This is a genomic window from Mycobacterium sp. URHB0021 (assembly GCF_054057895.1).
In genome coordinates, this window is record NZ_JBSRZT010000002.1 from 2,950,923 (window position 1) to 2,974,885 (window position 23,963).

At 61.6% G+C, this 23,963-nt stretch carries 18 protein-coding genes and 1 pseudogene; 9 read left to right on the top strand and 10 right to left on the bottom strand.

From position 1 onward, the window contains the following. Positions 1-734: 734 nt before the first annotated feature. Positions 735-854: an NAD(P)-binding domain-containing protein gene (locus ACVWWN_RS16760; RefSeq protein WP_457144876.1), complete on the top strand. Its 120-nt coding sequence runs from the start codon at positions 735-737 to the stop codon at positions 852-854. Positions 855-1,843: 989 nt separating this feature from the next. After that, the gene (locus ACVWWN_RS16765; protein ID WP_457144877.1) at positions 1,844-3,328 is read left to right on the top strand and encodes an aldehyde dehydrogenase; all 1,485 of its coding nucleotides are present in this window, start codon (positions 1,844-1,846) and stop codon (positions 3,326-3,328) included. 2,408 nt (positions 3,329-5,736) lie between these two features. Here ACVWWN_RS16765 and ACVWWN_RS16770 read toward each other — a convergent pair. The 4 genes from ACVWWN_RS16770 to ACVWWN_RS16785 all read right to left on the bottom strand — a co-directional run bounded on the left by ACVWWN_RS16770 (position 5,737) and on the right by ACVWWN_RS16785 (position 8,948). Beyond that, on the bottom strand, positions 5,737-6,012 hold the full coding sequence (locus tag ACVWWN_RS16770) for a hypothetical protein (RefSeq protein WP_457144878.1): 276 nt from the start codon (positions 6,010-6,012) through the stop codon (positions 5,737-5,739). Positions 6,013-6,414: 402 nt separating this feature from the next. Next, positions 6,415-6,840: a tautomerase family protein gene (locus ACVWWN_RS16775; protein ID WP_457144879.1), complete on the bottom strand. Its 426-nt coding sequence runs from the start codon at positions 6,838-6,840 to the stop codon at positions 6,415-6,417. 956 nt (positions 6,841-7,796) lie between these two features. Further along, positions 7,797-8,492, bottom strand: coding sequence for a hypothetical protein (locus ACVWWN_RS16780; protein WP_457144880.1), 696 nt, complete (start codon positions 8,490-8,492; stop codon positions 7,797-7,799). A gap of 45 nt (positions 8,493-8,537) precedes the next feature. After that, positions 8,538-8,948: a hypothetical protein gene (locus ACVWWN_RS16785; protein WP_457144881.1), complete on the bottom strand. Its 411-nt coding sequence runs from the start codon at positions 8,946-8,948 to the stop codon at positions 8,538-8,540. A gap of 1,319 nt (positions 8,949-10,267) precedes the next feature. Between ACVWWN_RS16785 and ACVWWN_RS16790 the strand changes: the two are divergent. From ACVWWN_RS16790 to ACVWWN_RS16810, 5 genes and pseudogenes are all read left to right on the top strand, one after another. Further along, positions 10,268-10,768, top strand: a pseudogene (locus ACVWWN_RS16790) (MFS transporter); the annotation flags it as partial. Positions 10,769-11,016: 248 nt separating this feature from the next. Continuing rightward, entirely contained in the window at positions 11,017-11,175 is a 159-nt protein-coding gene (locus tag ACVWWN_RS16795) for a hypothetical protein (protein WP_457149482.1), read from the top strand. A gap of 143 nt (positions 11,176-11,318) precedes the next feature. Continuing rightward, complete coding sequence (locus ACVWWN_RS16800) at positions 11,319-11,552, top strand: hypothetical protein (protein ID WP_457144882.1); 234 nt, start codon at positions 11,319-11,321, stop codon at positions 11,550-11,552. A 979-nt stretch (positions 11,553-12,531) separates the two neighbouring features. Next, complete coding sequence (locus ACVWWN_RS16805; protein ID WP_457144883.1) at positions 12,532-12,810, top strand: hypothetical protein; 279 nt, start codon at positions 12,532-12,534, stop codon at positions 12,808-12,810. Between the two features lie 1,087 nt (positions 12,811-13,897). After that, positions 13,898-14,083, top strand: a complete 186-nt coding sequence (locus tag ACVWWN_RS16810) for a hypothetical protein (protein WP_457144884.1) — start codon at positions 13,898-13,900, stop codon at positions 14,081-14,083. A gap of 1,033 nt (positions 14,084-15,116) precedes the next feature. Here the strand turns inward: ACVWWN_RS16810 and nadE are convergent. After that, positions 15,117-15,962, bottom strand: coding sequence for an ammonia-dependent NAD(+) synthetase (nadE, locus tag ACVWWN_RS16815; protein ID WP_457144885.1), 846 nt, complete (start codon positions 15,960-15,962; stop codon positions 15,117-15,119). 1,829 nt (positions 15,963-17,791) lie between these two features. On the opposite strand from nadE, the gene ACVWWN_RS16820 reads away from it, so the two are divergent. After that, positions 17,792-17,980: a hypothetical protein gene (locus ACVWWN_RS16820; protein WP_457144886.1), complete on the top strand. Its 189-nt coding sequence runs from the start codon at positions 17,792-17,794 to the stop codon at positions 17,978-17,980. A gap of 264 nt (positions 17,981-18,244) precedes the next feature. Here ACVWWN_RS16820 and ACVWWN_RS16825 read toward each other — a convergent pair whose 3' ends face one another. From ACVWWN_RS16825 to ACVWWN_RS16845, 5 genes are all read right to left on the bottom strand, one after another. Further along, positions 18,245-19,162 carry a TIGR03564 family F420-dependent LLM class oxidoreductase gene (locus ACVWWN_RS16825; protein ID WP_457144887.1) on the bottom strand — a complete coding sequence of 306 codons (918 nt, stop codon included), beginning with the start codon at positions 19,160-19,162 and terminating at the stop codon, positions 18,245-18,247. Between the two features lie 223 nt (positions 19,163-19,385). Next, positions 19,386-19,982, bottom strand: a complete 597-nt coding sequence (locus ACVWWN_RS16830) for a GNAT family N-acetyltransferase (RefSeq protein ID WP_457144888.1) — start codon at positions 19,980-19,982, stop codon at positions 19,386-19,388. Positions 19,983-19,985: 3 nt separating this feature from the next. After that, entirely contained in the window at positions 19,986-20,303 is a 318-nt protein-coding gene (locus tag ACVWWN_RS16835) for a hypothetical protein (protein WP_457144889.1), read from the bottom strand. Between the two features lie 63 nt (positions 20,304-20,366). Next, positions 20,367-21,137 carry an SDR family NAD(P)-dependent oxidoreductase gene (locus tag ACVWWN_RS16840; protein ID WP_457144890.1) on the bottom strand — a complete coding sequence of 257 codons (771 nt, stop codon included), beginning with the start codon at positions 21,135-21,137 and terminating at the stop codon, positions 20,367-20,369. A 96-nt stretch (positions 21,138-21,233) separates the two neighbouring features. After that, complete coding sequence (locus ACVWWN_RS16845) at positions 21,234-21,809, bottom strand: nuclear transport factor 2 family protein (protein ID WP_457144891.1); 576 nt, start codon at positions 21,807-21,809, stop codon at positions 21,234-21,236. A 399-nt stretch (positions 21,810-22,208) separates the two neighbouring features. On the opposite strand from ACVWWN_RS16845, the gene ACVWWN_RS16850 reads away from it, so the two are divergent. Further along, positions 22,209-23,648, top strand: coding sequence for a dihydrolipoyl dehydrogenase family protein (locus ACVWWN_RS16850; protein ID WP_457144892.1), 1,440 nt, complete (start codon positions 22,209-22,211; stop codon positions 23,646-23,648). Positions 23,649-23,963: the final 315 nt, after the last annotated feature.

Below are 23,963 nucleotides of genomic sequence, written 5' to 3' on the forward strand. Positions count from 1 at the left end.
GAATTGTCCGGTCTGGTACTGCGGCGACGACCGCCCACTCAAAGGTGCACCAAGCGATAACGGAGACCGATCCGTGGAGGGCCGCTCGGTTGAGATCCGCTAACACTACTACCGTAATGTTGCTAGTGTGCCGCCCCATCACTCGTGACACGTCAAGTTGACGGCTTTCCGCGATGGGGCCTGCTTTGCCAATATCCCGTGCAAGCCGCAGGCCTGCGAGCGATGCCGTCGAAACGGTGGGTGGCTTTGCCCATCGAAAGGCACTGTGAGAGGTCAAACGCGAAGATCCGCCAACTCTGTCGCGAGGAGGCCTGCAGGTGGGGTAGGCGGTACACCACCGCCAGAACTTCGTCGTGATCGTGGCCTCGATGATCGACGGCAACCCAGAACGGCCTGCGTAGCTGACGATTCATTTGAAGTACGAGGGTGCTCCGACGCGGCTAGGGAGTCGAAGACCAAGTGCTCGAGCGACGTTCTAAGCAAAGACGTCTTGACGCACACAATGCGAACATGAGTTATGCGTCGGTAGACCACGTAAAGCTGGTGGCCCCACATTGGTAGCGCCGGCACGCAGATTGCGGTATTTCAGTCATGGCGAGCACGTGCTCGATACTTCTCCTCTCAGGTGTGGATGACACACGCCCGATGGACCAAAAATGTTGTACTGCAGCGTTGTATCGTTCGGCGATACCGCTGCGGGGGTGCGCCATGACCGATAGCAAAGGATTGGTAGGATGTCTGACAAAATTGCATTTCTCGGCTTCGGAACCATGTGTGCGCCGATGACCGGTCGGTTGATCGCCACCGGACACCAGGTCATCGTTTGGAACCGTATGGAGGCGCGGGTTGTGTGATTAATTGAGAGGGCGTGTCTACCGCAGATTCTCCCGCCCAGCGCCGTAGCGGACGCCGACGCTGTGATGTCAAGCTGGCCAAGGATACCGATGCAGGACGATAGTTCAATCGCTCTCCCCGAAGGTGTGGAGGCAGAGTCCATGTTCCAATGTAGGGTGATGACTCCACCGTCGGCTGCGGTGTCGCTCGGCGTCAAAACGGCTCTACTCGGTGGCGACGAAGTACTATCGATGCGGAACGACGTGATGGGCTAATGGAGGAAAAGCGCTTTGCTTCGGCTTCGCGGCGTCGGTGACGCATGAACTAGTGGACGCATAGTCGATATCTATCCCGCTGCGACAGTCCACGCGAGGTGGTTCAAAGTCGCCTGCAACATCGGGCAGTTTCGTCCGACTACCAACACGATCCTCGACATACGTGCGGCCGGAACGGAGCGGAATCGGCACGTGGGCGCTGACGACACTTCAAGGGATCGAAATGCCCGAGGACGGCCTTAGGGAGGTAAATGTAGCTACCGCTGCCCAAGTCATCGCCACCGCTGATTTTTTCATGCGCGGCGAGGCGGTGTCGCGTGACGCTGTAGCCAGTTGACTCCCACGAAAACCATGGGGCGCAGAGGCGCTCATTGCAGCGCGCGGGGTAAGGAGGTAGCCAATGTGGGTTGTCGATGCCTGGTCGCCGAGGCCGAGGACCCAGCTGCAGGTGCGGTCAACCCCTCACTCAACAACCTGGTGCGTGCGAAGCTGCAACGGCGATATGCCAGGCATGACTGGGTATGGCTTTAGGCGGTGCGTAAGTACACAGAGCGCACTGGTTGACGCACATCGTAAATTTGACAGTGTCGGTGACTCGTTCGACATGACGAGATATCGCGTATAAACGTCGGACGAGTGGTTCGTATGGTAAGGCGCTGCGGCGCGAATCACTCTCTAGATATCAACCGGGTCGATGACGATCCGAGACTTAAAGGTGAGCAGGAACATCTGACATGACAGCAACAAATCTCCAGAGTTTTCAGCTACTCGTCGACGGAAAACGGGTCGACGCTCGCTCGGGGGCGACGTTTGAGTCGGCGAACCCCTACACCGGACAGTCGTGGGCGCGGGTTCCGGATGGCGGCTCTGACGATATCGATGATGCTGTGGCAGCTGCCCGATCCGCGCTGAATGGGGAGTGGGGTCAGCAGAGCGGGTTTGGGCGTGCGGCGGCGTTACATCGTCTCGGTGAGCTCATCGTCGAGAGCGCCGAGCGACTAGCACATCTTGAGGTCAACGACTCCGGCAAACTCTACCGAGAAATGATTGGTCAAACTAAAGCCTTGGGATCCTGGTACTCATACTTCGCCGGTATGGCCGACAAGATCGAAGGTCGCCAGATTCCAGCGGCCAGTTCTAACTATCTGGTGTACACCAGGCGCGAACCCGTCGGTGTGGTTGCCGCGATCACACCCTGGAATTCTCCGCTGATGTTGTTGACGTGGAAATTGGCGCCCGCACTGGCGGCGGGGTGTACAGCGGTAGTGAAGCCATCCGAGCATGCGCCTGTGTCCACTCTCGCCTTCGCCGATTTGATTACGCAGGCCGGCTTTCCGCCGGGTGTTGTCAACGTCGTGACCGGACTGTCTCCTGAGATTGGCGCGCACCTCGCCGGTCACCCGGGGGTGGACATGGTCGCCTTCACCGGCTCTACTGCAACTGGGCGTGCCGTGGCCAAAGCCGCGGCTGACAACCTCAACGCGGTCGCACTTGAGCTAGGTGGAAAGTCTCCGCAGGTGGTTTTCCCCGACGCCGATCTCGAGGCAGCAGCCAACGGTATCGTCGCGGGCGTCTTCGCGGCCGCCGGTCAAACATGTATGGCCGGATCTCGGCTCATCGTGCACCGTGATGTTCACGACGAGCTGATATCCCTGGTGGTTCAGCGTGCCGAGGCGATAAAGCTCGGCGACCCCAATGATGCGCGAACAGAAATGGGGCCCATGGCGAACATGCCGCAATACCGGAAGGTATTGCAGTATTTCGAGATCGCCAGGCTCGAGGGTGCGAGCGTGGCCTGCGGTGGAGGAGCCGATCCTGTTCTAGGCGGATTGTTCGTCAGACCAACGGTGCTCACAGAACTCCGTCCGCAGTCGAGGGCGATGCGCGAGGAGATCTTCGGTCCCGTCGTGTCTGCGTGTACCTTTACCGACGAAACCGAGGCAGTCGATCTCGCCAACGATACTCCCTATGGCCTTGCTGGCGCCGTGTGGACCAAAGACGTTCACCGCGCTCATCGTATGGCCGCCAAAATCAATGCGGGAACAGTCTGGATTAACGCTTACCGGGTTGTCGGTCCCGCTGTCCCCTTCGGAGGTTTCAAGGCATCGGGAATCGGTCGGGAGAACGGCGTTCAGGCAGTCGACGCGTACTTGGAGGATAAGTCCGTTTGGGTCGAACTGTCCGGCGGTTCCCGTGACCCGTTCACTTTGGGCGGATAAACAACCGCAGCTGTGCACAGCGTCGTCGGGCCTAGGTCGGACCGTCGATGTCGACCCAGGCCCGATGATTTCAGCGCTGATCAGCTCAGTTCCGGCGTCTGCACAGACTGAATGAAAGGCTCATCAGCGCAACAGCACTGCGGGACGCTCGACGATTGCATACAGAGCGGCATGCCCTTGCAGACACCGGGGAGGACATGATCGACGCGTCGGCCGCACGCAACCGCGTCACCCGTGCTACGAAGCTCGGGATCGACGAGGGCAGGCGGTTATTGCGGAGATGCGTTCCCGGCAGTACTTCGGCCCCACGCCACAGGTTCCATCGCGTCGGATCCGCCGATTGTGCATGCGATGTACAGATCGGTATGCATCACCTCGCGATCACGCGGCTCGCTGTGGTAGCGACGGTTGATGTGCCGAGCCACATCTGATGCAGCGTGGTCAGCAGCTGGCGCAGCACATCGGGGGGATGGTGAGTCGATCAGTCAACACGGTCGGCCAGTCGATATCGTGGCAGCGGGCATCGCGTCGATTCCTTTGCTCGATTGACTTTGACGGGTCCCTCGAAGAATCGCGCGAGGGCCTTCAATCATCCAGCTACCACACGCCTGCCTTCACACTCAGGCTCGGCTACTAAACCACTCTGCTGGACGCAACCGCTGATCTGGCCGGTCTGTCTGTCCTGCACATACTCACGCAACCGAGGGTCGGGACCAGCTTCGCCGTCGTCGCACGCTGGGCGTCCAGATCGTCCTTCCGCTGGGCAACCGAGGCGCACGGCAGATCGCTCGCGAGGTGGGCCGTACACCCTCAACGATCTCACGGGGGCTTCGCCCGCAACGGTGCCACGCACGGCGAAAAACTCGACTACCGGTGCGTCACGCTCGAGAGCGTCAGCGCCGCGGCCGGTGGAGGTCACAATGATCGCGAGGCAGTATCTGGTGGCGTAGTCGATGACCGCGCAGATGCGCCAGATGCCGCAGTTGGTGGTTTCGAATTCGGAGAAGTCGGTCTGCCAGACTCGGTTGCGTTCGGTGGGTGGGTCACGAAACACTCTGCGTCGCAATGCTGCCCAAGATTTGCGGTCGGCCCGAAAGCCTTGCGGCAGAAGCAGTCCGCGCCGCCGTAGCGCTCGGGCAACTGATGAATTGGTGACTCGGTGGCCATCGGCGCGCATCAATGCGGCGATCTTGCGGTGATGTTTCGACGACGGCGGCCTGCTCATGACCCCCAGAATGAGAACGGTGGATCACACGGTTGGCTTCGGTTCGTGACATAGATCACCGATCCGGCATGATTCGGAAAACCGATACCGTCGCTGGTCCCAGGTCAAAGATCGGCGCCGTTGCTCTGAGAGCGTCGTGGCGGACGACCCAACGCGGTGAACCCCTAAGCGGATCTCATGTCTGCCGCAGGCCAATCCGAGAGCTTTTGCGCCCTAAGGGGGCATCTCCGCGATCCCCCGACGCGGCTCGGTACCGTCTAATTCGACGACGCCGGTCAGAAAACCGAGGCGTTGAATCGAGCTGTGCACCGCCCTGGCCGACTTACCTGACTCGAGCGCGTGGAGTGCGCGTCGAGCCGGATCGCGTCGCCATCTGTTCCGGCTTCCACCATGGCGTCACGTTGGTGGCTCAAACGCATGCGGCGGGCGCGGGCGGTGGCTGTCGAGGCGTATGGCTTCACCGCCTATCGTGGTCTTCTACTGGATGCCGGAATGCAGATACCGGCGCTCTACGTTGACGAACATGGCGCGCGGACAGAAGATTGGAGGTACTGAGTGGCGCTGCCGCAGTGTTACTGACACCCGCGCACCAATACGCGACGGGCGTCGCACTACGCCCGGACCGACGCTCGTTAGCCGTCGAGTGGGCGCGTGCGACCGATGGGTTGAGTTTCGAAGACGACTACGATGGAGAGTTCAGATACGACCGTCAGCCGGTAGGTGCTCTTCAGGATCTGGACCCCGACAGGGTGTTCCAATGCGGGTCGGCAAGCAAGTCTTTAGCGCCGGGGCTGCGACTCGCGTGGATGGTTCTGCCCGAAGCTTTGGTGCACGAGATCGTGGTTGCGAAGGGAAATGTCGACTGGTCGAGCACACTGGAGCAGCTGACATTTGCGGAGGTCATCACCTCGGGTGGCTACGATCTTCACGTCCGCTCGATACGGTTGAGATACCGGCGCCGTCGTGACCAAGTGGTTGCGGCTTTGGCGAACGAGCTCCAGCGGTTCGCCTATCCGGCATGGACGCTGGTCTGCAGGCGGGTTCTAGAACTCCCGCCACGAATGGAGCACTCGGTTGTGCAAGGGGCGGCTAGACAGGGACTAACACTGAGCGGACTGGAGTCTTTTCGCTGCGAGGTAGTCGGGCCCGGATGGGAGTTCCCTCAGCGCGATAAGCCGGCGACTCAGGACCAACTGTATTCTTCCCACTGCGCAAGCTCGTTGAGTTGATGCTGCAGTGCCTGACGGACCGCCTGCACTGCGTCCTGGCCAACAGCGAGATGTTGTGGTGGCGCGGGGTGCGCGACCACGTTGAGTACTGCCTCGACCACAATGTTTGGGTCATCCCATGCTTTCTTGGTGACATCGGAGAGGGTGGCCCCGACAGTGCTGGCGTAGATGTCGTCGGGTGCCACGACGTGCGTGGCTTGTAGAAACTCCGTCGCAAAATATGCCGACATCGCCGACGTGCAAGGGCTTGCATGGCGCGGCATTCATCCATGCGCTTTTCGTCTCGTCCTGGCTCCTCGCTCCCGGGTGCCCAAGCGCTGCCACAGCGGTGGCACGGTACCGAAAAGAAAATAGCTAGGCTGCGGCGCAACACTTTTTGGAGGTTTGATGCGCATCGTGAAGCCGGTTGCGGCGCAGTAGATTGCGTCGACTTATCGTGCGCGGGGGCTCATGAGCGGATAGATGGCGGAACGGGTACGCCCCACCTTGTGATGGGCCTGATTTCGACGCTCGTGCCAGGGCGAGCCGTATGTGCGCTCGGATTGCGTGCCGGCCTTAGTTAAGACGCCTCTGTCGTGCATTGTGCACGGCATCGTCGGCCCTCTCTCCGTGCCGGTATCGGTGCTCGTGAATCAGCGGTCCGGCATCGATGGTCTATTATCGCTGGCCCAACGTTGCTCTTCAGCTGAGCCCGACTCTGGGGGCACCATGCCCTCAATAGTCCACATATCGCGAGGCGTTTCGTCGATGTGGAGTTCCCAATTGAGACCGCGGGCTCCCACGAAGGGCGCAATGTGCTTATTAAGGATGCTCAGCATCTTCTCCCGTTGTTTGGTTGATGCGCTCCGAGCGATGTGGTCGATGGAAACGCGCACGAAGTTGTCCCGCGGCACCCCGCCGATGAACAGTGAATCCTTGGATATTTCGTGAAACACTACGGAGACGTAGAACCGCGGCAAACCCCACGAGGCGTATATGTCGGTGATCGCCTCGGCGAAAGCGCGTTTGTCAGCGCTTGAATATGCGCCTTCATTGCAGTGTATGTTCCACAGCGGCATGTCACTCCCGATGTCGATTACTTGACGCGTGGCCCACTCGCGGTGCTAGTTGGACGACGTCCGCACTCTGTGGCCGTACCGTTGCTAGCATAGCGTAGTATCGGGGCTAACAACAGGTAAGGTCGATGGCTTCGTCCGTGCGGACCCGGCATAGGGGGCCTAGTGACTGCCAATACTTTCTACATCTGTTCGGTACTTATCGCTAAAGCGACTGTGCAGCGGCATAATCATCCGTACCGCGGTTCGTCCTTAAATCACATACCGTACAGAAGTGTTGCGTGCGTTAGCCCGCCGCCACGAGTGGTGGGATTCATGAACCCGGACATAATGCGAACTTCTGCCAGTGACGTCGCACGGCCGCTGCGTCGGATGTCGACACAGCCGGCCGCGCAACGTAGGAAACCCGGCGCAGCGATCTCCCTCGGGGTCACATCCCGCACGCAGGCACCGGCGCCTGTGTATGCGTGGGTTCTCCGACGATGGCATCAACAGCAGCTGACTGCCTCGACGCCAGTTCGGATCGATCGCCTCAAGTAGGTAACCACGCCATGTTAGTCTGGGGGTTGGGCTGGCTCATCAGAGCCGACGACAGCCACAAGGCGGGCATTAACATTCCTGCCTCAGCATCGAGTGGGTATAGATCCGCGTGGAACATGGTGCGGCCCGGCGGAGTAACGCCTGCACGACATCAAACGGGACAGGATCGCAGTCAACGCTGCGGACCAAACGCGTCGCAAACGTGGGGCGCAGCATGTGTGGACCACCGAGGTCATAGCCGATTCGCTTCGAACAGTGTCCCAGTGGCCGTTTCACCGAGCTGTAGGTCATGGCCCGGCCAAGCCATCGATAGTTGGAGTAGCAGTGACGGAGAGACGGACTGATGTCACAAAATCCTATACGCTTCAAAGATGTTGCAGCGCTTCAATTACGCTTCCGGCGCGATAGGACCGAGTTGATCACACCGGCGGTGGACCACCGATACCTGGAATGACGCTGACGGGAAACAGAGCCAGCACGACAAGTGCGACCGTGAACCGCATACGGGTGCGCCGTGTCGGGTATTTGGAGGCCTCGGGCTGGGCGCCGGCGTACAGCACGTACAGCATGCCCACGTTGAAAGAGATGGTCACCCACCAGCGCACCCAGTCGACCGAGGTGGCAAAAACAGGCAGGATAACCACGACCCCGACGACCAACGACACTGGCCGCTCGCGCAGCAGGGCCCACAACCGCCCGAAAGGCACGCCCGAAGTGTGGCCGATAAAAAGGACGGTCACCGCTAAAAGGGCGAGGCCGAAGACGGTCGAAATAATGAGCGCGGGTGCTCCGATGCTCGCGACCAACCGGGCGGCGCCGGGGACAATCTGGTCATAGTTCGCGATGACGTTGCGGCACATCCAGTCGATGTAGAAGTGCTGGCCACTGAGGACCTGGACGACAGACAGGGGGCCCGCCGCCGGCCAGTCAACGGGTGTGTGCGGCACCAGTTCGCACAGCTGTGAGGAGATTCCGCGTCGCGCGAATATTGCTGTCGCCAGTGCCACTGCCAGCCCGGGAGCGACAGCGAAGAACAGGCTGCGGCGCTGCACGGTGATCGAACTGGGCGCCGCGAGAGTCACGATGGCGCCGATGGCGCCGAGCGATAACAACAACAGGATCGCTTCGTGGGTGAGCGTGAGTACGGCAGTGGTGAGACCCTAAGCAGCACTCGAAACCATAATTGACCGGTTGGTCTTCACCCCGGTCAGCACCAAGGCAAATGCAGACAGCGCAAATACGCCGAAAAGGTCTGGATGCATGGAGAATACCGCGAATGCGAAGCCGAACGGTAGCACCGGTATCAGCAGAGCTATTTTCAGCCGGCGCTCGGAGGCGCTGAACCCGAACGCCACCTTCCGTGCCACCGCCACGAGGGCGACGATGAACAATGCCGGCTGGAGCCAGCGCATCGTCCTCAGACCCGTCAGGTGCAGTCCGGAGGGAAACAAGTCCAGGATCTCGCCGGCGAGTCCGCACCGCACAAATCCCAGCCTGTAATCGACTGAGTAGTACGAAAACCAATACAGATTCGGCTCAAAGCTAAGGGCGATGACGATCAGGCAGACCACAGCGCCAGGGCGCCTGCGATCCTCCAATGGAAGAATCGACGACCGGTGAAAGCAACGGCGAGATAGTAGCGTCGAGGACGGTCGATAACCACGACTGTTTTGAACGCACGGTTGGCCGGCCTGCTTCAGTACGCCGCTGAAAGCACTCGGACGGGTCTGTGAAACAGGCAACTACTCAAGCAGATAACAGTGCCAACCGGCGTTATGGCCAGCAGTTCAATCGGAGACACCGGCCGCATCCATTCGTTCGCCTCATCGTCGCGACAGATAATCGCTGCGCATTCCCGCGCCACTTGGGTGGCGTTGGGCGAATCGCCACCGGGAGGGCAGTTAGCGTGAGCCTGTGGGACTGCGCCGTTGCTTTGTCGCCTGTAAGCTGCGGCGTTGGCGATAATTCACGTACTATTCAAGTGGATGAATCGTGCTGTGAGGCAGCATAGTTCAGTTCGATCATGCGTTTGGTGCAGGTCTCTTCCTTCTGTCGCGGCGATCGGATGCAGGTTCTGGCCCCAGAATCCGTCAGGCAGGCGGCACAGATCTGCACGTGGCCAGCAGCGTGACCAGGTCGTTCGTCCCGCAGTCGGTGGGCCATGCGCCGCGCGGCCCCGGACACGGCCGTGGCCGAGCTGGTCTACGACGTCGACACCGGAGTCGTCGAGGTCGTCATGCCGCAACCCATCTGGCCGCCGCCCGATCAATGCGGCGAGGATCGTGTTCACCCATCCGCCGTGATGTGCCCACTGCACACCACTGACCTGCCCATCACAGCCATCGGACACCCGATACCCGACGTCGTGCGCGTCAGTCCGCGCGACGCGGCTCACCGACACCAACTCGACCTTCGGTCCCGACAAGCACAGGGATCTCGTCGCAAAGCGGGTCGTCGAGCCCGACGTTCTGGCCGAGTTCGCCGACCGCGCCCGCAGTCACCAGCTCGACGCCGCTGCTGGATGTCGATCTGCGCGCTCTCACATGCTGCATAACTCAGCTCTGCGCGCGGATGGCTCCTGCGAACCGAGGCCGCACCCTTCAGCCCGTCGTGGCCCCTGCTGTGCCGACCGGCGAGGTGACGCCTACGTGAGACGGCCACGCGATGCGCGGGTTCTCATGGGGTTCGCGGGTTGACCTACACGCTTCGACGAATGTGCGCGCGATTTGCTTGCTCGAATGAATAGGCGGATCCTAAGTATAGTGGAAACCACTCAGCGTCGAGGCTCGGTATGGGCCCCTGCTCCTATTCCTTTCAGATACAACACATGAGGGTGCCGTGGCGGCAATGCAGGACAACCCCGATTCGCTCCACAACTCCGACCGTCCTTATGGTGTCAGTGGCGGCGTTCCTGGCCAGCCTCGATCTGTTCATCATCAACGTCGCGTTTCCCGATATTCGCAGTGCGTTTAGCGCCACCGAACTCAGTGCGCTGTCGTGGGTGCTCAACGACTACACCGTTGTCATTGCCGCATTTCTCAGTCCGGCCGGTCGACTTGGTGACCGCTACGGGCATCGACGAATCTATCTGTCCGGTCTCGCCGTTTTCATGATCGGCTCACTCGCCTGCGGCCCTTCGATGTCCGTGGGGTTGCTGGTCGCTGCCCGCGTCGTTCAAGCCGTCGGTGCGGCCATGCTGATGCCCAGCTCGCTGGCGTTGCTCATGGCCGCCGTGCCGGCTGCGAGGCGAACCGTGGCCGTCAGCACGTGGTCGGCCGTGGGCGCGATGGCCGCCGCGCTCGGACCGCCCATAGGTGGACTTCTCGTCGAACTCAACTGGCGCTGGGCCTTCTTCGTAAACCTCCCGCTGGGTCTGATCGCGCTGGCCATCGCGCCATTGGTGCTCCCGAAGGTCAAGCCGGGCGGGACCGGAGTGCCCGACTTTGTTCGGCTCAGTGAGCCTGGTCATCGGCGTAGCCGCCTTGGTGTGGGCATCGTCGAAATTTTCACAACTGATTCCAATGTCTTCGAAATCTATGCTGCCGGAACCCTCGCTATTGGCGCCCTCACGCTAGGGTTTCGGCGATCGGGACGCCATCACACCCCGCCATCGACCTCGCCGCCGTGCGGGTCCTACCAATGTGGTCCAGCAGCATCGCCTTGCTGCTGTTCGCCGCGTCCTTCGGTGCCATGCTGCTGGACAGCGTCATGCTGCTGACGACCGTCTGGCCCGAGACACCGGCCATGGCCGGACTCTGCCTGTCGCCGGGACCTGTTGTCGTCTTGATCCTTCGCTGACATTGGCGAGTCGATTGATCAACAAATATGGAATCGGAACGGTCGCCGCCTCGGGCGCGATGCGCTACACGATGTGAATCATTGTCTGGCTGTGCCGAGTAGATTCCCAACCGCGCTACCTAGCCGAATTCCTCCCGGGCCAAATGCTCACCGGCGCCGGTGTCGGGCTCGTCATTCCCAGTGTGTCCGCCGTCACCGGAAAAGCCCTGCCCTCCCACCAATGGGGTTCCGGGTCGGCGCTGAGCAACACCGCACGCCAACTGGGAACGGTTCTCGGCACCGCAATCCTGACCATGGTCTACCAGCCGGGAATCAGCTTGACCCCCGTCCGGCACGGCTGGGACTCATCGCAGCATCTGCCACGACAGCAGCGTTGATCGCCGTAACGCTGACTCTCTCCAGGAAGCCCTCCGAGGTACGCACCACTCGCAGCCGAAGTGCTTTTGAGACGCCGGCAGTTCCTCATTCCGTCCGGCGTCGATGCGTCCGAGGATGGAGAGACGAGCGGTCGATGTTCGGGCTCAACTTGCCTCAATCAAACCTAATTAGGCATTTTGCGGCCATTCAAATTGAGAGATGGACATCACCAAAAGGTGAGTGTGATGTCCTACTATCATCAAGTGCTCCGCTCAGCGCACACGGAAACCTGAAATTCATTCAGCGAGCGCCTGGTAGGAACTATCTGCACGCTGTTGGCATCGGGGTAGGTCGAATTCCTTGTCTTATGAAGGGGATTGGCTATGAGTGGGTGCCCTACGTGTCGTCCGGCATGCCAGCGCCGTGGTGGGCATCCCGCTGTGATGTCCACCGGCTGGAAACAAAGCCTTACCTGTCGCTAGGTGTTTAAGCTGTAGCAGCCGGCTCGGTGCACGCCGTCTAGTGAACCGAGGCATGCTGCGCAAGAGCGAGGTCAAAGTTCTGCCAGGACGGAGCCGAGCGCCCCGATGAGATCACCCTGGCCGAAGAGGTAAAGCGGTCCGCATCCGTCGGCGAGCAGCATTCGTAGGCGCGCTACACAAGCGACAGCAATTGGCCGCCGCGAGGACAACCGTTCGATGATGGTGTCTATCATCGGAGCCGCTTCGGCGACTTTGTCTCGGTTAACCGGAATCGCACGGCCAATGATGAGGTCGCCGAAATATGCGCGCTCCCAAATGCGACAGAGCAATTGCGCTAGTGCCTGACGCTCCTTCTCAGAACCAAGCCGCTCGGTGTGGACTGCCAGAGCGCTGCCTGCGACTGCGTCCCTTGATCCAGCCACCAGCATCTCGTCGAAGTGGCCAGGCCACAGCCGGGCCTGGAGGCGAGCACGAATCGGTGCGCGTCGGAGTGTTACCTCGATGGGGGTGCCATGGGTTGGCGTTGCCCGAGTTCTTCTGTCTTTTGGCCTCATTGGTCCCTCAAGAAGCGAACGTGGTCTACAAGAGGCAGAACGACCGGGCCGACACGATAAAGTCCGTCTGGCGATGGTTGTTTCGAGTCGGCGCCGGTCTGTGGCGCGCCGAGCGTTGCTATGACATGGCTTTGGAACGCAGCCGCAACAATGTCGGTTCGGGCATGGGCCCGCAGGTACTCGGTCAACGCGGCCCTTTCTCGTCATTCGCCGGGGCATCGGTGACGGTGACGAATGCGTAGTTCGGCATCACCTCGCCCGGGTTTTCAGGCAGGCGCGCAGTGAGGGTTTCGGCTTGGGTTTTTCAGTCATGCAACCGTGATGTCATGATGCTTGCGTGCACGCAATGCGTACTGCATGCGCTGGGCAGGCGCCCTCTAGCGGCTCGCTCTCGACCGGCTCGGCGCGGTCGTGGTACACCTAGCCACGCTGTGGGTGCGCGTCCAGGGGTGGTGACCCATTCGTGATTGCTCTCGCGATTGTGAAGGGCGGCACGGTCGGCACCGAAGAAACCGACGGGCATCATCGCCGAACCGAGGATTCCGGGCGGCTACGACGCGCTCGGCGCGTGCTGCCCGACCCAGATGGAATAGCGATGGACGTTCCGAATGTGTGACGCTGCGGGGATCGCATATCGTTTCGGTAGCCTGCCGAGAACTGCCAAGACACGCACGAACAGGGTGGACAGGGTGACACAAGCCAGACATGCAGACTCGCTGACCTGGCCGTGCGGGATGTAGTAAAACTCTAGTTCATGCTGGCCTGTTCCCTGGGGGCAAGTCGTCGCAGGCTGATGCCCGTGCGCGACTTGGCTGGCGGCCACGTTCAGGAAGGCTCGCATACCGGACGCGAAGGCGGTGTCGCCAGCACTGGCCACTCGTGTCGTTGACTGAAAGAGACGATTCGATCCGAGCGCCAATATATGTCAACGTATTTCAACACGGTGCGACGAAATGGTGGAATTTAGATGGATTTCAGAAATCACCAACGAATACGGACGCAGTGGTAGACGAGCATTGAGTGGCGGGCTTATTTTCGGACCAGATGAGAACGCTGCACCTCATCCGGCGATTCACGGGAACTCAACGAAGGGCGACGTCATGGACGGCAATACCGGCGATCAGTGGATCACTCGGCAGGAGCTTGCGCAGCGATACGGGTTGCCTGTGAAGACGCCTGCCGAGTGGCATCCAAGGGGGCGGGCCCTCGCTATGCGGGGTTCGGTCGACACGTCAGATACCGCTTGAGTGACGTAGTTGGTTGGGAAGCAGAGCAATTCGCTGATGCGAAACGCACGTCCCCTAGCTCGCCGCTCATTGTCGTAGCGAGATGGCTGGCCGCCCGACGCTGCGTATTGGTCAGCACGGCGAAATTGTTCGCGAGCACCTCGGCGGCGGGGTATGGCTTGCCCGCCCTCGCTTTCGTGACGCCGACGGCGTGACGCGCAGGGTGCAGCGCGTGGGCCCGGCAGATAAGTTCGATCAGTACGGAAAGCTGGCCCAGACGCTCTTCTGACGGCACTGGCTGAGCGTCACCCATCGATCGGTCCGGCCGCGATCGCCCCGACACACTGATAACGACGCGAAGAAGCTGGCCAAGTTCGTGGGGGGAGTCCGGGTGGGGGGAGGCGACCCCCGCCCGGATGGATGCGGTATTACGGTCTATGCGTGGACCACCCGGGCCACGCCAAAGTGTCCATGACCCAGGATCGCTACATGAGCCGGGGCCGTATGCACGACCAGGTAGCGAACCTACTGGATCGGGCGGTGGCCGGCGAGGGCAACTCAGGTTTCCCGTAAACGACGAATAACCGTCAACCGGACGATACAAAGCACAGCTAAAAACCCTATCTGACCACTGCCCCCGGCAGGAATCGAACCTGCGACCTAGGGATTAGCATTTACAAGTCTCGGCAGGTCTCGTTGCGTGCTGAACGTGTTTGAACGGCAAGCGATCTCGGCCTTTCGTTATGCTTGGTAAGGCCGGTCGATTCCCGTCCATTGTGGACGATTAAACGGCAACTGGAGCGGCACCACCAAACGGCAGGGTGACCGCATGAACGCCCTACTGTGTGGCTTTATCGCCGGCAACCGATCGCCGTACTGCGTCCGGGTGTAATACTGTGAAACCGTGGTTTGTGGCGCCGCTGAACGGACGTTGCGCAAGAGGAATTTGGTGATGTATCGGGACTGAGGAGGCAGTGCGATTTGGGTCGCAATGACGAGATAAGAACCGAGGGAGTCGCGACGCTCGACAGCGATGGAGCCCAGGGCAGCATCGACGAGGCCAAACTTGTCTGCACGAAAACGGCAAATAGATCAGCGGTTGCGTGGCGCAGCTCCACCGGGTCCGGCGACGCCGATACGACGGGCCCAAACACGACGCAAGTTACATTCAAGGCAGGTGGAGCCTCGATGACGAACACCATCACCGTGGCCGATCAACTGCATTTGTCGCGATTCGCCGGCAACATAATCGGGTGTTATCGGTCGTCGGTAGTGTAGTAGCAGCATTATTCGACGAATGCGTCCTCCTCATCGACGTCGAATCAGGCGCCTCGCGAGGCCTCCCAGCCGGCCGGGGTGACGGGCAGCGCCCGCTTGTGTCCGGTGCGGCGGTACCAGCCGAGGATCGTCGCTTCGTCGGCAGGGTCGACGTCGCGGCCCTCGAGGTAGTCGTCGACGACGCCGTAGCCAACGCCGAGGGCCACCTCGTCGGGGATGAGCGGCTTGTCCTCCTCCAGGTCGGCGGTGGGCACCTTCTCGACGACGTTCTCCGGGATGCCAAGGTGTCGGCCGATGTCGCGGACCCGGCGCTTCGGGAGGCCGTAGAGCGGGGTGAGGTCGGCGGCGCCGTCGCCGTACTTGGTGAAGAAGCCGACGACCGCCTCGGCCGCCTGGTCCGTGCCGACGACGAGCATGTTGCGGGCGGCGGCGACGGTGTACTGGGCGATCATCCGCTCGCGCGCCTTGACGTTGCCCTTGACGAAGTCGTCCCGCTCGTCGGCGATCGAGATGCCGGCCACCCGGCAGGCGTCCCACATGCCGTCGACCGCGCCCTTGATGTTGACCGTGTACACCTCGTCGGCCGCGATCGCCGCCACGGCCTGGTTGGCGTCCGCCTCATCCTTCTGGACGCCGTACGGCAGCCGGATCGCCACGAACGCGGCATCGCCGCCCTCGGCCCGCACCCGCTCGCACGCCAGCTGGCACAGGCGCCCGGCCACCGTGGAGTCGACGCCGCCGGAGATGCCGAGCACCAGGCCCTGGGTGCCAGTGTGCTGCACGTACTCCGCGAGGAACCGGATGCGGCGCTCGGCCTCGCAGGCGGCGTCGAAGTCGGCGACGACCTGCAGGTCCTCGATGATCCGCCGCTGGGTGTCCCTGTCGGTCATGAGGCGAGGCTAGCAACCGCGCTGCGGTTTCGTGACCGCGTTCCGTTAAGGCGCGCGGGTGCCGTGGCGGCGGCTGCCGCGGGTGGTCGACCAGATCGGCGGTCCGGTGCGGTCGTTCCGGTCGTTTCGGGGCGGGACTATCCCGGCTTCCCTCCGCGTCTGATCGGTGTTGCGCACTGTTGCGATAGGTGACCTCCTATTCGGTGGGTAACGGGTCCTCTACCCGTATCGGTCAGGTGGCTGTCGTGTTCTGGCAGTTCAATCGACGTAGGAGGCAGAGAGTTGCGACCGGACAGTGATCGACGACCTGCGGCCGGTGCCGGTAGCGGATGCGTATCTGCGGCATGTGCGGTTCGGCCGCGACGACGCCCAGTCAACTACCAATGCTAGGCCGGCGCGTTGGCACTGTATTAGACGTGGCGAGGTGTGGCACAGCGGGATTGGCGGTCAGCCGCCGACCGGGTGGGGGTCATTCGTACTGTGGCTGCGGCATACTCCCTCGCATGACAGCGGGCACGTCGGTGATGTTGGCCGGTCCGGGAGCCGATAAGGTGCGTGGCCTCGAGATGTCACAAGCGGTGCGAAACATGGTGCGACGGGGGGATATGTTGAGACGGTTTCTGCAGGTCGGAGGGGCGGGACGAGCTGGGACAGGTAAGCATGGCTTCTCGCTGACTGGGGGCAAGTGGGCGCAGCTTCAAATCCTTCAGCCGGACACGGGAAAACGTGCTCTGAGCAGCGCCGAAGGGGGTTTTGTTGTTTCTCGGTCAGGGTCGTGATTCGCCGCGAGCTTGCCAAGACCTTACCGGGCGTTGGTCACGGACATGCGGCTCTCTGGCGGCGCATCGTCGACGCCCCGTCAGCCTGCGATCGCCGAGTTGCTTCCCTACTAGTGGGCGCCGACCGTCCGGGTAATCGGTCCGCCACCAACCTCGACGAGAACGCGGCTGTGATGTCGCTCCCTGGGGCGGGACGCCGCGCCGGTACGTTGGTGGCCTTGGGTCGATCCGACAGCGTGGCCGCGCCCACCAAGACCGAAGCCCTACTTTGCAACTTGCTCGGCAGGAGTATGCACGTCGAGCCGCGCAGGGCAGTCTCACGGATAACAGCGGTTACCGTGATGTGTCGCGTCAGACGCCGATTGTCTGGTAAGTCGAGCGGCAACTCTGCTTTGGACGGCTGCGAGAATCTCGCTGCTTCGTCTCACACAAGATGATCGATGTTGATGTTGCTCCAAACGATCCGCGAGGAACTCCGCGACGATCCATCGGTGGCTGCCGTCGTCGATCGCCACCATTGGAGGCGGCCGGATCGGCATCGAATTCGCCTATCAGGCTGCCTAGTTACGGCGTCGCGGTGACCGTGATGGAGAGCCTGCAACGGCTGCTGCCCAACGAACACGTCGACGTCTCGAAGACATCACCAAGGCCTACCGTAACCTGGGCGTCACCATCCTGGCCGGTGCGCGCATCGAGGGGCTGACCGAAAGCGCCGACGCCGTCACCCTCACCTACCGCAAAACGGGATGAACTGCAATTTTTCCGTCGGGAACTATGCTCCATGACCCACAGCCACCGTGTCGATCTTGCACCGACACAGACAATGCTCAATGCCTACAGAAAGCAGCGCATTGGTTGGCCGCATACGAAATAACAGTTCTGCGAGCTGATCGATGCGCGTCGCATCGGAGAAACCGTTCCGAGAGAACTAATGGCGGATGCCGTACTGCTTTGCAGTGAGGAGAAGCCGCATCATTCTCGATTTGTTTCTCGTACGTGCGCACCCTAGACCCACGGCTGGTCCCGGTCAGCAGCCATGGGGTGGCGTCGGTGGCGATGATCACCCGGGTCGATGCTGATTTGGGTGTCGACGTCCTGGCTCTTGATGCGCATGGTGTGGTGGTCAGCGAAGATTCCTTCGCCTTCGAATTCGTCGATGGTGTTCTTGCGCACGAGGAATCGCAGCCCGTGCACCCTTTCTACTGCGACTCACGGGAGCATTCGAACGCCGCGTCGTAGAAAATCTTGGTGACGGCTTCGATGCCAACGTGTGTCGGCGTCAGCCCGCAGAAGGTGGGCGACCTCGGCGTTGCGGAACAGCACTTTGGAGGGGATGCATCCAACGTTCAGACAGAGCCAGCCCCAGTAAAGGGCTTCCCCGATGCCACCGACAACCCCAGCTGCGCCACGGATAGGGGCACGTAGCCCCCGAACCCGCGCCGAGCACTACGACGTCATACCGCATCGATCCCGCCCTCTCGATAACCTGTTGCATCAACTCGGTCAGAGCGAGGCTGCGAGAGCCCAGAGTTCTTCGGCCACTGTGGCGTCCGTCCAGGCCAGCCCGCTCAGCACGACATCCGTCGCACCCGCATCCAGATAGCTCTGAAGCTGATGCCTCACCGATTCCGGTGAACCCACCGCGGCAAGGTCTGCCGCGCCCGCGACTCGCTCTCGCGCAATCACTTTCTGATACGACGGAATGGTCTCGAAGAAGCTCAACCGCTCGGCCGCGAAATTCTTTCCCGCATCAACGTCGTCGGACACGATTGCGGGGACCTGTGCGATGATCCTGGGTTTCTGCCGTCCAGCGTCGGCTGCCGACTTCGCGATGGCCGGTTCGATGAATTCCGCGATAGTTCGCGGACCGGCCAGGTACGGCATGGTGCCGTCGGCCAGCTCACCGGTGACCTGCAACGCATTTGGGCCCATCGCGGCCACGTACACCGGGACGGGCGTACCCCCGGCGACCCGCACCGGCCATCCGGGCTGCGCGGTGATCTCGTTGCCGCTGAAGTTTACCGCTCCGGTATCGAAGATTGACCTCAGCACTGTCAAGTGCTCGCGAAGACGTGTGATCGCGTTGGGCCACGACGTCCCGAAGGCCTGCCGCTCCGGCTCGTGGCCGCCCAATCCGAGGCCGAGACTGAAGTTGCCGTGCGACGCGGCCTGCGCCGTCTGCGCTAGCGACGCGACGATCAGCGGGTGACGCGGGTTGATCGGCACCACCGACGTGCCGACGCCGAGCCCCGGTACGGCCGCGCCGACCACAGCGGCGAGAGCGATCGCGTCGTGGTCGTTGTTCTGGCTCAGCCATACCTGCCGGACGCCGAGGTCATACGCACGGGTGGCCTGCGCTATCACCTCATCGACCCGATTGGGTGCTTGTGGATTGGGAAACAGTACGATTCCAGTCGGCATGGTGCTCCATCTCCTTTAAGTTGGGAGTGCGGCTGGATGAAATGCCGCCGGGGCCGACAGTGGGACGTCGGCGCCGCAGGTCATTACCATCACCGTGCGGTCAGGTGTGGCGTCGAACAGATACACGTCCGCGATGTTGAGCCGCGCGTCGCGGGCGGCAAGGCGGGTATCGAAGTGATGAGACATTGAACAGTCGTCCGTTTCGTCTTGATGGGGAGTGGGATCAGTATCGGGGCACGCCCGCACTGGGCTCTGGATAGTCCAGATCGGCCGCGGTGAGTCGGTAGATCTGCAATGTGAGGCCGTAATACTTGTCGGTCTCGCCGACCCACTCCATTCCGACGCGCCGTGCGGTCGCGACACCGCGGATATTGTCCAGCCGCACGACGGCGAACACCTCCGACACTCCGTTGGCGAAAGCCTGATGCGCCACCGCATGGCCTGCTTCAGCACCGTAACCGTGCCCCCAGGCCGCCGGCGTGATCTGCCAGCCGATTTCGAGGTCGGTGCAGCCGGGTGGCAACGGCAGTAAAGAGACCGCTCCGATGACGCGGCCACTGTCACGAGTCTCGATCGCCCAGTGGCCCAGTGAACGCCCGGCTTCATCGTGTTCGGTGATCCACTGGGCCAGCAGTTGGCGCATTTCCTCGCGATCGGCCACGCGCGGCACCGCCGGCGTAAGCCAGCGCGCGACTTCCCGCCGGCCGAAGATCGCCAATGCGCCGTCGGCGTCGTCACTCGTCCAGGGGCGCAGTCGCAGGCGCTTGGTGATCAGCTCGTCGGATCCTGCCACCATCTGGACGTGGGCGCCTTCACACATCAATTACTCCTTCAGATCTATCCACTGCGGCATTCCCGACGACATTTTCTGCGCGTAAGAGGTTTTGGCATTCGAACGCGAAGGTTCATTGTCGGATGTCGTCACCGAGAAAATTTCACGTCGAAGCGGTTGCATAGTTCGGCGACACTGTCGACATCCATCTCGGGTGCGTGCCTCGCGCAGACTTCGTCCACGGTCCCTGTCGGTATCTTTCCACACCGCCGAGGTCAGAAAGTTCGTCGAAGAACTGCTCAAATCCAGCGGGATGCGGCCGACATACTTGCCTTTGGGGCCGCTTGCCGCGCGCATGTCGCGTGCCACTGCAATCCCTCCTTCTCAGCTTTCGTTCATTTGCAAGGCGGTTGCGCTTTGGTCGCAGTCTTGCTAATTGCGGCCGGCCATGACGCCGCCGTCGACGTTGACAATCGCGCCGGTGATCCAGCTTGCTTGTTCGGAGAGCAGAAAGGTGATGGCGTTGGCGACATCGGCGGCGGTGCCGACTCGTCCCAGGGGGTGAAGCGGTGCGAACGTGTCAAGCGTGGCGTCGATCTCGTCCTTCGGGATCCACCGCTCTACAGCGGGCGTCTTGACGGCCGCCGGTGCCACCGCGTTGACGCGGATCTGGTGCCCGGCAAGCTCGATGGCCAGGTTATGGGTGAGCGCATGCAGCCCGGCTTTCTGCATCGAGTGCCCAGTTGATGGGGTCACTCCGATCGCCTGGTGCGCCCACATGCTGCCGATGTTGACGATGGAGCCACCGATCCCGCGGGCGATCATGCCCTCGACGACGGTCTGGGTCAGGAAGAAAAGGGCATAGTTGAGTTCCATGTACGAGTCGTAGATGTCCGCGTCGTACTCGAGAAAGGGCTTCGGGATGAAGAATCCGGCCGCGTTTACCAGCAGTGTCGCGTCGCGGTGTTGCTCGTAAAGCGCGCGCCGCACGACGGCGACGGCTTCGCGATCGGTCAGCTCGGCGGCGACGCCCCAAGCTTGGCCCCGCCGGTCGGTCAGCTCAGCGACGGTGTCGTCGACACGGGTTTTGGACTGTCCGATGATCACCGCGCTGCCGCCGTGAGCGACGACGTCGACTGCGACCTGTCGTCCCATACCGGCACTGCCGCCGACCACAATGACCTTCTTGCCCTCAAAATGCATGTCCACGTTCCTTTCTGAGTGTTCTTCTGACGGCTCCGACTGGATGGTCTCGGCAAGGGCGGGGTGCCTTGCGACCAGCAGCCTCGCTGCGGCGGGTTAAGCGCCTGGAGCGATCGCGCAGGCTGCGACACAGACCCAGGTGCCCTCACGCTTTTGATATGTGTCCGTGTACAGAGCCTCTTGCTCCACTCCATCGGCGAGCATGGTGTATGTGGCGCGGGCGTGGATCAGAGCAACGTCGCTGAGGATGCGGATATTGACGTCGTGCACAGCGAGATCCTTGAAGGGACGCGGCTTAGCGATGTATTCCAGGAACTCTTCACGGTTCCTGGTGACGCCCGGAGTTTGGACGATGAAGTCCTCAGCGAGGAACTCGCTGAAGCGCTTGACATCGTTGAACTGGTCGGAGTGGACGTAGTCATTGTTGAGCTGATCGAGGATCGCCAGATCTTCGGTGGACTGCTTGGTATCGTTCACTTTTCTTGTTCCTTCTCTGTGCCGTTCGGCGTTCGCTGCAGGTTGGCTGTCATTTCGGTGCCGTATGGGCGGGAGCTCGGTGACGGTATCGACGATGCGTAACGCCCTCGGCTGGGACGCCGGCAACGGTGTGACAATCTCGCCTGGTTTCTGGCCGTACTGATATTGCAGCCCGCCGGGGTCAGCTGTCGTCACCCCAACCTCCAATTCACCCGGGTGAGTAATGCGCCGCCGTGAACCGAAGCGCTCGTACGAGCGGTTGGCCGTGCGTAGGTCATGTGGTGCTTGCGAATGCCGTGGCAGCCAGGCCTTCACCGGAGACTGAACCGCACCGACGCAACTGCGGCTAATGATCGAATTGACCGGCGTAACCCCCCAAACGTCCGCGGCTGAACGAATGTGCAGGAATCACCCGGGTGAACGGGCGGCAAGGGTGATGACCGCTCACCCCACCCGGCGTAAATGTGTTACTGACCTGTCAGGTCGGGCTGCTGAATCTTTTGCAGACTGCGTCCACGCAGCGAGTTTCGCCGGGTGTAAATAGTTGAGCCGCACCTGAATACAGCTCAAGGATCACCGGAAGTGAGGGCGGATGTGATCGACAAAAACTTCGACGTGGTCGTCGTGGGTGGGGGGGTGGGGGGTGTGGCCGCCGTTCGGAAGCTTGCGTCGACAGGCCTTGCAGTAGCGCTCGTCGAGGATCGCCTGGTCGGTGGGGAGTGTCATTACTGGGGTTGCAACCCGAGCAAGACACTGCTTCGCCCGATCGAGGTGTTCAATCTCGCGAAGGCAGTTCCTGGTGTGCGAGAGGCTATTTTGGACGACGGGCTTGACGTTGCGGCTATCTTTGCGAAACGTGACGCGATCATCGAGCATCTCTCGGACCAAGACCGAACAGCATCGCTGCAGCAAGCCGGTGTAGCTGTGTTTCATGGGTTCGGCCAGTTGAGCGGCGAACGAACAGTGCGCGTGGCGCATGCCGATAACACCGAAGCCGTCTTGGAGGCACGCCACGCGGTCGTTGTGGCCACCGGCACTCGTCCTAACGTCCCGGTGATACCTGGGTTGGCGCAAGCGCACCCGTGGACTAATCGGGACTTGACGACCATGAAACAAGTGCCACCTCGCGCGCTGGTGGTGGGCGGTGGTCCGGTGAGCGTCGAATTCGCGACCATCCTGAACGGTTTGGGCTCGACCGTAACGCTTCTCGTACGTGAAAACACCGTGCTACGCGGCTGCGAACCCGAAGCCCGCGAGCTAGTCGCGCAGTCGCTGCGAAGCAAAGGTGTCATGATTCACTTTCAGACAGAGTTGTCCTCGGTAGCCCGCCCCGTCGCGGGCGGGCCCGTCACCGCAACTTTCCAGCGCCATACCATCGAGGTAGACGAGATCGTCCTAGCCGCCGGACGGCGCGTCAACACCGACAACATCGGACTCGAATCTGTTGGCCTGCCGAGCGGCGAATCCATTTCAGTGAACGACCATCTCCAGGCGGTCGGCGTCACAGGCGGCTGGCTCTACGCTCTGGGCGACACTACCGGGCGTGCGCGCCTATCTCATATCTCCACCTACCACGGCCGCCTCGTGGCCGACATCGTCGCGGCCAGGGCCGGCGGACGAGAACTCAGCGACAACGAATTGGCTGCCCGTGATGCGGGCAGCCTTGCGCAGGTCATCTTCACCGAGCCTCAAGTAGTCAGGGTGGGGCGCACGGAAAGTCAGGCTCGATTGGAAGGGTTCGTGGTACGGACGCGAACTGCTTGTTACCCCGGCACACTGTCGTTCCTGGCACTGTTCAGAGATGGCTTCCAAGGATGGGCGAAGTTGGTCATCGATGCCGAGACCAACACATTGCTCGGAGCGACATTCGTCGGCCCGGAGTTCTCGGAGCTGGCTCAAGCAGCCACCCTGGCTATCGTCGCGAAGGTCCCAGTCACTGTTTTGCGACATGCTGTTGCGCCACATCCGACAGTCAATCAGGTTTGGGATCTGCTTCTCGCCGACGAGTCCGAACTTGCCCAACAACGCCGTTAGGCATCGACCGCTGAGGAAGGATCCCCGGTGATCTACTTCGTTCCGGTCGAACCCGACGCGGCCTCCGGCCAAGCCGCCGACCTGCAGCCGCAGGAGCAGAGGACGCTATGAGCATGCTTGTAGCGGGAGTGCGCGCGTTCGGCGATCGTTGGCCGACGAAGTCCTCATCGAGGTTTGCGGCACTGGGATTGGGACAGCATTATTCGCACCGGCGATTGGGACGTTGGCGCGACGCTGCCGATGGCGCTCGGCGTCGAGGCTACCGGGTCGTCAAGGATGTCGCCGCCCACACAAAGCGAATTCAGTACTAACGAT

Bases quoted from the DNA above. Each gene is read 5' to 3' on its own strand.
- ACVWWN_RS16830 (WP_457144888.1), bottom strand. From the start codon at position 19,982: ATGTGTGAAGGCGCCCACGTCCAGATGGTGGCAGGATCCGACGAGCTG.
- ACVWWN_RS16765 (WP_457144877.1), top strand. From the start codon at position 1,844: ATGACAGCAACAAATCTCCAGAGTTTTCAGCTACTCGTCGACGGAAAA.
- ACVWWN_RS16825 (WP_457144887.1), bottom strand. From the start codon at position 19,162: ATGCCGACTGGAATCGTACTGTTTCCCAATCCACAAGCACCCAATCGG.
- ACVWWN_RS16840 (WP_457144890.1), bottom strand. From the start codon at position 21,137: ATGCATTTTGAGGGCAAGAAGGTCATTGTGGTCGGCGGCAGTGCCGGT.
- ACVWWN_RS16800 (WP_457144882.1), top strand. From the start codon at position 11,319: ATGCTCACCGGCGCCGGTGTCGGGCTCGTCATTCCCAGTGTGTCCGCC.
- ACVWWN_RS16770 (WP_457144878.1), bottom strand. From the start codon at position 6,012: ATGTCGGCATATTTTGCGACGGAGTTTCTACAAGCCACGCACGTCGTG.
- ACVWWN_RS16760 (WP_457144876.1), top strand. From the start codon at position 735: ATGTCTGACAAAATTGCATTTCTCGGCTTCGGAACCATGTGTGCGCCG.
- ACVWWN_RS16775 (WP_457144879.1), bottom strand. From the start codon at position 6,840: ATGCCGCTGTGGAACATACACTGCAATGAAGGCGCATATTCAAGCGCT.
- ACVWWN_RS16810 (WP_457144884.1), top strand. From the start codon at position 13,898: ATGGCTGGCCGCCCGACGCTGCGTATTGGTCAGCACGGCGAAATTGTT.
- nadE (WP_457144885.1), bottom strand. From the start codon at position 15,962: ATGACCGACAGGGACACCCAGCGGCGGATCATCGAGGACCTGCAGGTC.
- ACVWWN_RS16795 (WP_457149482.1), top strand. From the start codon at position 11,017: ATGTGGTCCAGCAGCATCGCCTTGCTGCTGTTCGCCGCGTCCTTCGGT.